The organism is Streptomyces sp. SA15 (assembly GCF_002291145.1).
GTDB lineage: Bacteria > Actinomycetota > Actinomycetes > Streptomycetales > Streptomycetaceae > Streptomyces.
On sequence record NZ_NTGE01000186.1, the window covers coordinates 121,255 to 131,099 of the forward strand.

At 71.1% G+C, this 9,845-nt stretch carries 9 protein-coding genes; 5 read left to right on the top strand and 4 right to left on the bottom strand.

Annotated features, from left to right (window positions below; genetic code table 11):
* Positions 1 to 23 precede the first annotated feature (23 nt).
* Positions 24 to 1,445 (bottom strand): sugar porter family MFS transporter, encoded by a 1,422-nt coding sequence (locus CLM62_RS39900; protein ID WP_095754767.1) that lies wholly within the window; start codon positions 1,443 to 1,445, stop codon positions 24 to 26.
* A 9-nt stretch (positions 1,446 to 1,454) separates the two neighbouring features.
* On the bottom strand, positions 1,455 to 2,405 hold the full coding sequence (locus CLM62_RS39905) for a TIM barrel protein (RefSeq protein WP_095754768.1): 951 nt from the start codon (positions 2,403 to 2,405) through the stop codon (positions 1,455 to 1,457).
* A gap of 212 nt (positions 2,406 to 2,617) precedes the next feature.
* Here CLM62_RS39905 and CLM62_RS39910 point away from each other — a divergent pair, with 212 nt between their 5' ends.
* Positions 2,618 to 3,610, top strand: coding sequence for a LacI family DNA-binding transcriptional regulator (locus CLM62_RS39910; RefSeq protein WP_095754787.1), 993 nt, complete (start codon positions 2,618 to 2,620; stop codon positions 3,608 to 3,610).
* Positions 3,611 to 3,730: 120 nt separating this feature from the next.
* Here CLM62_RS39910 and CLM62_RS39915 read toward each other — a convergent pair whose 3' ends face one another.
* Together CLM62_RS39915 and CLM62_RS39920 are read right to left on the bottom strand one after the other, a co-directional pair.
* Positions 3,731 to 4,735 carry a sugar ABC transporter substrate-binding protein gene (locus CLM62_RS39915; RefSeq protein WP_095754769.1) on the bottom strand — a complete coding sequence of 335 codons (1,005 nt, stop codon included), beginning with the start codon at positions 4,733 to 4,735 and terminating at the stop codon, positions 3,731 to 3,733.
* 192 nt (positions 4,736 to 4,927) lie between these two features.
* Entirely contained in the window at positions 4,928 to 5,257 is a 330-nt protein-coding gene (locus CLM62_RS39920) for an antibiotic biosynthesis monooxygenase (RefSeq protein WP_095754770.1), read from the bottom strand.
* 94 nt (positions 5,258 to 5,351) lie between these two features.
* Here CLM62_RS39920 and CLM62_RS39925 point away from each other — a divergent pair, with 94 nt between their 5' ends.
* The 4 genes from CLM62_RS39925 to CLM62_RS39940 form a co-directional block, all read left to right on the top strand.
* Positions 5,352 to 5,807, top strand: coding sequence for an SRPBCC family protein (locus CLM62_RS39925; protein ID WP_095754771.1), 456 nt, complete (start codon positions 5,352 to 5,354; stop codon positions 5,805 to 5,807).
* Positions 5,804 to 7,321 (top strand): MFS transporter, encoded by a 1,518-nt coding sequence (locus CLM62_RS39930; RefSeq protein WP_095754772.1) that lies wholly within the window; start codon positions 5,804 to 5,806, stop codon positions 7,319 to 7,321. Before CLM62_RS39925 ends, CLM62_RS39930 begins: the two co-directional genes overlap by 4 nt.
* Entirely contained in the window at positions 7,318 to 8,730 is a 1,413-nt protein-coding gene (locus CLM62_RS39935; protein WP_095754773.1) for a carotenoid oxygenase family protein, read from the top strand. The genes CLM62_RS39930 and CLM62_RS39935 overlap by 4 nt, the downstream gene beginning before the upstream one ends.
* Before the next feature lie 63 nt (positions 8,731 to 8,793).
* The coding region (locus CLM62_RS39940; protein WP_179382421.1) for an AAA family ATPase at positions 8,794 to 9,845 on the top strand (1,052 nt) is incomplete at its 3' end.

The window sequence follows — 9,845 nt, forward strand, 5'->3', positions numbered from 1 at the left end:
GGTCGAGTCCTTACTGCTGAAGGTCAGGAGAAGCGGGCGCGGAGTTCGGCCTCGAGGCTCTCGAGCGTGCGGCCCTTGGTCTCGGGGACGTAGAGCTTGACGAAGGCGAGCGAGAGGACGCCCGCCGCCACGAACAGGAAGAAGGTGTTGGAGATCCCGATCCCGTCGACCAGGGACGGGAAGACCAGGCCGATCACGAAGTTGGTCAGCCACAGCACCACGGCGGCCACGCCCATCCCGAAGCCGCGCATCCGCATCGGGAAGATCTCCGACAGCATCAGCCACGTCACCGGCGAGATCGCGCCCTGCTGGAAGGCGAGGAACGTGACGGTCATGGCGAGCACCGCGTACGCCCGGCCGTCGCCGGAGGGCAGGGTGAGGGAGAAGATGCCGATCATCAACAGGGCTGCGGTTGTCCCGATCTGACCGGTCATCAGCATCGGGCGCCGGTTGACACGCCCCAGCAGCCAGATGCCGACGAACGTGGCCAGCACCGAGATCACGCCGTTGGCGATGTTCGCGGTCAGGGCGCTGTCGGAGGTGAATCCGGCGTCGGTGAGGATCTGGGTGCCGTAGTACATGATCGTGTTGACGCCGGTGATCTGCTGCACGATCGCGATACCGAAACCGACGAACATCAGCCTGCGCACCCACGGCGTGGACTTCATGTCCTGCCAGCCGCCGAGCTTCTCCCGCTCCTCCTTGACGGCGAGCGCGGAGACCTCGGCGAGTTCGGCCTCGGCTCGCTGCCGGGACCGTACCTGCTTGAGGACTTCCAGCGCCTCGCCGAAACGGGTCTTCGAGGCCAGCCAGCGCGGGCTCTCCGGCATGACCAGCATGCCGAACCAGAGCACGACGGCCGGCAGGGTGGCGACCACCAGCATCCAGCGCCACACGCCGCCGGACTCGCCGCCGACGTCGGCGATGATCGCGTTGGAGGTGAAAGCCAGCAACTGCCCGCTGACGATCATGAGTTCGTTACGGGTGACCAGTGCGCCGCGCCGTTCGGCGGGGGAGACCTCGGCGAGGTAGACGGGCACGGTCACCGACGCGCCGCCGACCGCGAGGCCGAGCACGAACCGGGCCACGACCATGATCGCGGTGTTCGGCGCGAGCGTGCAGCCGAGGGCGCCGACGAAGAAGACCACGGCGAGGATGAGGATCGTACGGCGGCGTCCGCGCGCGTCCGACAACCGCCCGCCGGTCACCGCGCCCAGCGCGGCGCCGAGGAGCAGCGAGCTGGTGACCATGCCCTCGGTGACCGGGGTCAGGCCCAGGTCGTCGGTCATGTAGGGCAGGGCGCCGTTGATGACACCGGTGTCGTAACCGAACAGGAGTCCGCCGAAGGTGGCGATGACGGTGATGAGCCGCAGCCGTCGGGACACGGCGGGCGGGGCGTCGTCCGTGACGGTGGTGGCCGGTGTGGTGTCGTCCCTGACATCCATGGGCGCCTCCTACTTGTCGTCGTTCGGACGTCGGGTTCCCGCGAGGCCGCAGCCGGCCAGGTGCTCGCGGGTGCTGACCGCGATGGGCAGTGGCACCTCGGGAGCGCACGGGTACAGATCCTGTTCGACGATCACGAACAACTCGGCGTCGAGGTTGGCGAGTTCGGCCACCACGTCGGCGGGCTTCGGCACGCCCGCGGGAGGTGATACGCACACGCCTCGCTTGACGGCCTCGCCGAAGGAGAGGTCTTCGGCGGCGACCTGGGCCAGGACCTCCGGGTCCATCTGCTTGATGTGCACGTAGCCGACGCGCTCGCCGAATCGGCGGATCAGGTCGAGGTTGTCGCCGCCGCCGTAGGCGACGTGCCCGGTGTCCAGACAGAGGTTGGTGTAACGGCTGTCCGACTCGTTGAGCAGCCGCTCGATCTCCGGCTGCGTCTGGATGTGGCTGTCGGCGTGCGGATGGACGACCAGCCGTACGTCGTACTCGTCGAGGAGCAGCCGGCCGAGCCGGTCGGCGGCCCGGCCGAAGCCCGCCCATTGCTCGGCGGTCAGCTCGGGCGACTCGGTGAACGCGCCGGTCTTCTCGTCCCGGTACATGGGCGGGATGAAGACGAGGTGGTGGGCCCCCGCGGCGGCGGTCAGCGCGGCGACCTGCCGGACGTGGGCGAGCATCTCGTCCCAGGCCTCCGGCCGGTGCAGCGCACCGAAGGCGGTGCCGCCCGAAACCTTCAGGCCGCGGACGTCGAGCTCTTCCTTCAGCCGCCGCGGGTCGGTGGGGAGATAGCCGTACGGGCCGAGTTCGAGCCACTCGTAGCCGGCCTGCGCGAGCTCGTCGAGGAAGCGGGTGTACGGCACCTGGTGCTCGTCCTCGGGGAACCAGACGCCCCAGGAGTCGGGGGCGGAGCCGAGGCACAGGTTGCCTGCGACGGTGCGGAGTGTGGATGGCGCCGTTGCCATGCGGTGTCCTTCGGGGAGAGGGCTTCACGAGGAGGGGTCGTCACAAAGACCTGCCTGTCGCGCGCTACTAGCGCGCTCTAGTCCCGATACGATGACCCCTGTCCAAATGTCATGTCAATAGTTTGTTGCCGGGGGATTTCCTGATCGCCAGCTAAGGTGGGCGGCGTCGGAGGGTGGGTTCACAGGTGGATGCGTCGAAGCAGCGGCCCACGATGGCGGACGTCGCCGCGAAGGCGGGTGTCTCCCGGGCGCTCGTCTCGATCGTGTTCCGCAACCAGCCGGGGGCGAGCGAGGAGACCCGTCAGCGGGTGCTGCGGGTCGCCGACGAGATCGGCTACCGCCCCGACAGCGCGGCGCGGCTGCTGGCCCGAGGCCGCAGCCGCACGCTCGGTGTGATGTTCATCGTGCACCAGACCTTCCACACGGACCTGATCGAGGGCATCTACCCCGAAGCGGAACGGCTCGGTTACGACGTCCTGCTCTCCGCGACCACCCTGGGCCGCGGCGAGGCCAAGGCCATCGAGGCGCTGCTCAGTCACCGTTGCGAGGGGCTGATCCTGCTCGCCCCCGACGCGGGCCCGACGTACCTCGACGAACTCGGACACCGCGCGGCGACCGTCTCGATCGGCCGCCGCGTCCCCCGTGCCCGCGTGGACTTCGTTCACAGCGCCGAGGCCAAGGGCATACGGCAGGCCATGGAACACCTCGTCGAACTCGGGCATCGCCGGATCGTGCACATCGACGGCGGTCGCGGTCCCGGGTCGGCCGAGCGACGCCGCGCTTACCGGGCGGCGATGCGCCGACATGGACTGGAGTCCGAGATGCGGGTGATCCCCGGCGATCACACCGAGCAGTCGGGCATCGAGACCGGCCGGCTGCTCCTGGCGGAGCGCGACCAGGGGCAGCCGCTGCCGACGGCGGTCCTCGCCGGCAACGACCGCAGCGCGATGGGGTTGTTGATGTCCCTGACGCGGGCAGGCGTCGAGGTCCCGCGCGACCTGTCCGTCGTCGGATACGACGACAGCCACCTCTCCCACCTGATGCCCATCGGCCTGACCACGGTCCGCCAGGACGCGATGCTGATGGCCGAGCACGCGGTGCGGTTCGCCGTGGAACGGCTGGAGAACCCCGGACTGGAGCCGCGGGAAGCGGTCCTGGACCCGAAGCTGGTGGTGCGGGGGACCAGCGGTCCTGCGCGCTCGTGATCAACACACCTGATCAGTGCACCTGATGGATGCCCCTGATCGACCCCCTGATCGATACCCCTGGGGCCCGCCCCGGCGATCGTGCCTGTCACCGTGGCGGGCCCGCGGGGGCCGCGTCGGTCAGCGCGTCCCCTTCGCGGCGAACTCGGCGACGGCGTCCACGTTGTCCTTGGTGATGAAGGCCGGTCCGGTGAGGACGGGCGCGGTGCCGCCTCCGCTGAAGTTTCCGTTGGTCTTGTACAGCCACAGGGCGTCCACGGCGAGGTATCCCTGAAGGTAGGGCTGCTGGTCGACCGCGAACTCGACCTTGCCGTCCTGGACGGCCTTCACCAGGTCCTTGTTGAGGTCGAAGGTCGCCACCTTGGCCTTGCTCCCCGCGTCACCCACCGACTGCACCGCCGTCAGCGCGATCGGGGCGCCGAGGGTGACCACCTGGTCGATGGAGGAGTCCTGACTGAGCTTCGCGGTGATCGTCGACTTCACGGACGGCATGTCGGTGCCGTTGACGTAGAGGATGTCCGTCTTGCCACTGAAGCCCTTCTTCAGGCCGGCGCAGCGGGACTCAAGGGCGACCTGCCCCTGCTCCTGGATGACACAGAGGGCGTGCTTGGCACCGAGCTCGTTGAGCCGCTCGCCGAAGGCCTGGCCCGCGATGTTCTCGTCCTGCCCGAAGTACTCGAGCATGCCGAGCTCTTTCCAGTCGCCCACGCCGGAGTTGAAGCCGACGACCGGTATGCCGGCCGCCTTCGCCTTGGCCACCACGTCCTTCATGGCCTGGGGCTTCGCGGCGGTGAGAGCGATGCCGTCGACCTTCTGGTCGATGGCGTTCTGCACCAGGTTGGCCTGGTTGCCGGCGCTCGGATCGCTGGAGTAGACGAGCTTGATGTTGTCCTTGGCCGCGGCGGCCTGGGCGCCCTTGCGGATCAGGTCCCAGAAGGTGTCGCCCGGCGAGGCGTGGGTGACCATGGCCACGGTCATACGGGGGGTATTGGCCTTGCCCGCGGCAGCGGCGCCCCCGCCTTCCTCGGACTTCTTGCCGCCCGAGCTGCTGGAGCAGCCGGCGGCGAGCAGTGTGCCGGTGAGGACGGCGGCGGTCAGAGCTGCGGCCCGGTGATGTCTGTGCATGTCCCTTGCACCTCGCTGTGCTGGTGGGTGGCGCGAGATTGACTAGAGCGCTTTATTAGCGCGCTCTAGTGGCAGGAACTATGGAGTGCCCTCCGGGGGATGTCAACAGGTATGTCAGGACGTTCCAACAAAGGATGCTGTGGGGGTGGTGGCGCGCCGCCGGTGTCCGGCAGGGCGCCACCACCGTCGGGGTCAGCCCTGCTTGGGCTCCGCCTGCTGGACCACCTCGAAGGACCACAGCGTCGAGTCCGTCGCGGCGGGCTTCGGCCGCTCGCCGCCCTCCGCGGACCCGCCGCTGTGCGCCGCCTGCCCGCGCCCGGACATCCAGTTCTGGAAGTCCTCCTCGCTGCGCCAGCGCGTGTAGACGAGGTAGGTGTCGGTGCCCTCCACGGGGCGCAGCAGCTCGAACCACTCGAAGCCGTCCGAGCTCTCCACCGTGCCCGCACGCGCGGCGAACCGCTTCTCCAGTGTCTCCCGCTGCTCTTCGGGGACCGTGAGTACGTTGATCTTGACGATGCTCATGGCCCCATTGTGCAGGCCGCCGGGGTCGGCGACGCCGGCGGTTAGGTGGTTTTCACCGACGCGGGCGCACCCGGCGTACGGCCATCGTGGCGGCATGACCTACCCCGAGCGGATCGACACCGCCGCACCTGTGATCGCCCGGCACGAGATCAGCATCGACGCACCCTTGGAACGGCTCTGGCGCCTGCACACCGACGTCGACCGCTGGTCGCTGTGGCAGCCGGACATCAGCGCCGCACGCACCGACGCTGCCCTGGCCGTCGGCAGCACCTTCCGCTGGAGCACGGCCGGACTCGACATCGCCTCCACCGTGTACGCCCTCGAGGCCCCGCACCGGATCCTGTGGGGCGGCCCCGCCCACGGCATCACGGGCATCCACCTGTGGAGCTTCCAGCCTGCGCCGGACGGGTCGGTGCTGGTCCGCACGGAGGAGTCGTGGGACGGCGAGCCCGTGCGCGCCGATGTCCCCGGCATCCAGCGGGCGCTGGACGACTCCCTCAAGCACTGGCTCGGCCACCTGAAGAAGGCCGCGGAGAGCGGCGCGGCGTGAGGGACGTCTCCGGGACATCGGCGAGGGCGAGTTGCTGGCGCTCGACGCGGCGGGCGTGCGCTACCGCGGGCGTCGGCCGCGCTGGGCTCGGCCGACCGGACTGGGCACCCCTGGTGGTGCTCGCCACCGGCCAGTTCCTGGTGGTCCTGACGACCTCCATCGTCAACGTCGCGCTGCCCACCGTCAGCGACGGCCTCAGGCTGTCGGAGCAGGGACAGGCCTGGATCGTGAACGCCTACGGGCTGGCCTTCGGCGCGCTCCTGCTCGTCGGTGGCCGCGCCGCCGATCTGCTGGGGCGGCGCACGGTCCTGCTGGCCGGTCTGGGGCTCTTCGCCGCCGGGTCCGTACTGGCCGGAAGCGCCCCGACGGCGTGGCTGCTCATCGCCGCCCGCGCCCTCCAGGGCGTGGGCGCCGCCGCCCTGGCACCCGCGGCCCTCGCCCTGGTGATGGTGCTGTACCCGGCGGGGGCCGCACGCGGCCGGGCCCTCGCGGTGTGGGGCGCCGTGTCGGCCGTCGGCGGCGCGGCCGGCGTCCTGCTCGGTGGCCTGCTCACCGAGGCGCTCGGCTGGCGGTCGGTCTTCTGGGCGCCGGTTCCCGTGACTGTGCTCGTGGTCCTCGGCTGTCTGCGCTACGTCGACCGTGACGTACCACGGCAAGCGGGAGGTGGCGCCGACTTCCTGGGGACAGCCGCGGTGACCGCGGGACTGGTCGCCCTCGTTCTCGGCGTCAGCGGTGCCGGACGTACGGGATGGCTGTCGGAGGCGGTCCTGGCGCCCGTCGGGGCGGCCGTCGTCCTGCTCGGCGTCTTCCTCGTCGTCGAACGCCGGACGGCCCGACCCCTGCTGCCCCTGCGGCTGTTCGGCACCGGCACGGTGGGGCCGGCCAATCTCGCCATGGCCCTGCTGGGCGCCGTATGGGTCGCGATGTTCTTCTTCCTGCCCCTCTACCAACAGCGCGTTCTCGGCTACGACCCTCTTCTCACCGGCCTCGCCCAGCTCCCGCTCGCGGGCGCCAACGCCCTGGCCTCGTGGGCGACCCCGCACCTGGCCGTACGGTTCGGCGCCCGGCGCACCCAGACGGCCGGGGCGCTGCTGCTGGCCGCCGGACTGCTCTGGTTCGGGCGGGTGCCGACCGACGGCAGCTTCGCCGCCGACATGCTCGGCCCGTCGCTGCTCGCCGGAGCCGGCCTCGGCATCGCGTTCGTCCGGCTCACCGCCCAAGCCGTGGAGGGCGTTGCCCCCGCGGACGCGGGCATCGCGGGCGGGCTGGTCAACACCACCCGGCAACTCGGCGGCGTGGTCGGCCTCGCCTTCCTGAGCACCCTGGCCACCGCCCGCACCGACACCGCACCGACGGACCTGACGAACATTCAGGCACTCAACGAGGGCTACCGACTGGCCTTCACGGCCGGGGGAGTCCTCACCCTGCTCAACGCCCTGCTCATCGCGACCGCACTGCGCCGCTCCGCGGCCCGCCGCGATTCGCTCGTCACGACTGGAGATCACCGATCATGACCGACCGCCCCACCACGGACCCCACCACAGCCCTCGGCACCAAGCCGTACATCGCGGGCCACTACACCCCCGTCGCGGACGAGATCACCGCAGTGGATCTGAAGGTCCGCGGCACCCTCCCGCCCGAACTGACGGGCCGCTACTTCCGCAACGGACACAATCCGAGGCCGGGCGACGTCCCCACCCACTGGTTCCGGGGCAGCGGCATGCTGCACGGCGTCCGCCTGGAGGAGGGCCGGGCGAGCTGGTACCGCAACCGCTGGGTGCGCACCCCCGCCCTGGACGGCACCCCGTACGTGCGCGAGGACGGCAGCGTGGACCTGACCGCCAGCATCGCCGGCACCCACGTCGTGGAGCACGCGGGCCGCATCCTGGCCCTTCAGGAAGGCAATCTTCCCTTCGAGGTCACGCCCGAACTCGACACGGTCGGCGCGTACGACTTCGAGGGCAGGCTCACCACCGCGATGACCGCCCACCCCAGGGAGGATCCCGAGACCGGAGAGCTGCACTTCTTCGGCTACTCGCCCCTCCCGCCGTACCTCACCTACTACGTGGCCTCGGCCACAGGCGAGATCGTGCGCGGCGAGGTGATCCAGGGCGCGGGGCCCAGCCTGATGCACGACTTCGGGCTCACCCGCCGGCATGTCGTCTGGCTCGACCTGCCCGTCGTCTTCGACCCGGCCGAGCACTCGGGCATCCCCTACCGCTGGAGCGACTCCTACACCCCCCGGATCGGCGTCATGCCGCGCACCGGACCGGCGGAGGTGACCTGGTACGAGGTCGAGCCGGGCGCCATGATCCACGTATCGGGCGCCTACGAGGACGAGCAGGGGCGGATCGTCGTCGAAGGCCCCCGCTACGACCGCGCCGCCTGGACGACCAGCTGGAAGTGGTGGGTCGGCGCCCCGGGCCATGCGTCGGTGCCGCTGATCGGCGCCCTGCCCCACCGCTGGATCCTGGATCCGGCCACCGGCACCGCCCGGGAGGAGGACCTCGACTCGCTGGTCACCGAGTTCCCCACCATCAACGACGCCGTCCTCGGCGCCCGCCACCGCTACAGCTACGCGATCGCCTTCCCCGGCGCCGGGCTGGGCGAACACGCCCTGGTCAAGTACGACCACCGCGGCGGCACCCGGCAGGTGGCGCCGGCCGGGCCCGGGCGGCTGCCCGGCGAGTCCGTCTTCGTGCCCGCGGCGGGTGGCACGGCGGAGGACGACGGCTATCTGCTGACGATCGTCAGCGATCTCGCCGAGGACTCCTCCGAACTCCTCGTACTGGACGCGGGCGACATCACGGCGCCGCCGATCGCCGCCGTCGAACTGCCACGCCGGGTTCCCGGCGGGATCCACGGCTCCTGGATACCGGACGACGTCGCCGAGACCGCCGCGGCGGCGCCGGGCATGCCGTAGCTCCCGGTCACGCGTCGGCCGGAGTCCCCCCGTCCGCCCGCCCCGTCGTGCCATGCTTCGCACATGCGTGCCATATCACCATCCGTTCCCCGTGAGTTGTACGGCCGCGAGGCCGAAGTCGGCGAACTGGAACGGCTGGTGGCCGGTGTGCGGGCAGGGCACGGCGGGGCCCTGGTGGTGCACGGCGAGCCGGGTGTCGGCAAGACGGCGCTGCTGGAGCACGTACTCGGCGGTCCGGCCGGACGGGTCCCCGGCGCCAGGAACCTGTACGCCGGCGGCGTGGAGTTCGAGATGGAGCTGGCGTACGCCGCGCTGCACCAGCTCTGCCTGCCGTTGCTCGACCGCCTCGACGGGCTGCCCGAACCGCAGCGGTCGGCGCTCGAAGTGGCCTTCGGGCACGGCAGCGGGCGTGCCCCGGACCGCTTCGGTGTGGCGCTGGCCGTACTCGGACTGCTGTCGGAGGCGGCCGGTGACGGGCCCCTGATCTGCGTCGTGGACGACGCACAGTGGCTGGACCGGGCGTCGGCACAGGCGCTGGCGTTCGTGGCCCGCCGGATCGAGGCCGAGCCGATCGCGATGGTGTTCGGGCTGCGCGAGCGCGGCGGCGTCCCCGAACTCGATGGTCTGCCGGGCCTCCACCTGACCGGTCTGGCCGACGCACCCTCCCGGGCGCTGCTGGCCTCCGGCGTGCACGCGCCGCTCGACGACCGGGTGCGGGAGCGGATCCTCGCCGAGGCCGACGGCAATCCGCTGGCCCTGTTGGAACTGCCCCGCGGCATGGGCCCGGTCCAGCTGGCCGGCGGTTTCGGGCTGCCGACGCCGGCCCCGCTGTCCAGCAGGATAGAGCGCAGCTTTCACGAGCGGGTGGCCCAACTCCCCGCGCCCACACGGCTGTTGCTCTTGCTGGCCGCCGCCGAACCGCTCGGGGACGCGGGCCGGCTGTGGCGGGCCGCCGATCTGTTGGACGTCGACGCGGACGCCGGGGCGCCGGCGGAGGCCGCCGGACTCATCGAACTGGGCGGCCGGTCGCGCTTCAGGCACCCGCTGGTGCGTGCCGCCGTCTACCTCGCCGCCTCACCGGCGGACCGCCGCCGCGCGCACCGGGCGCTGGCCGA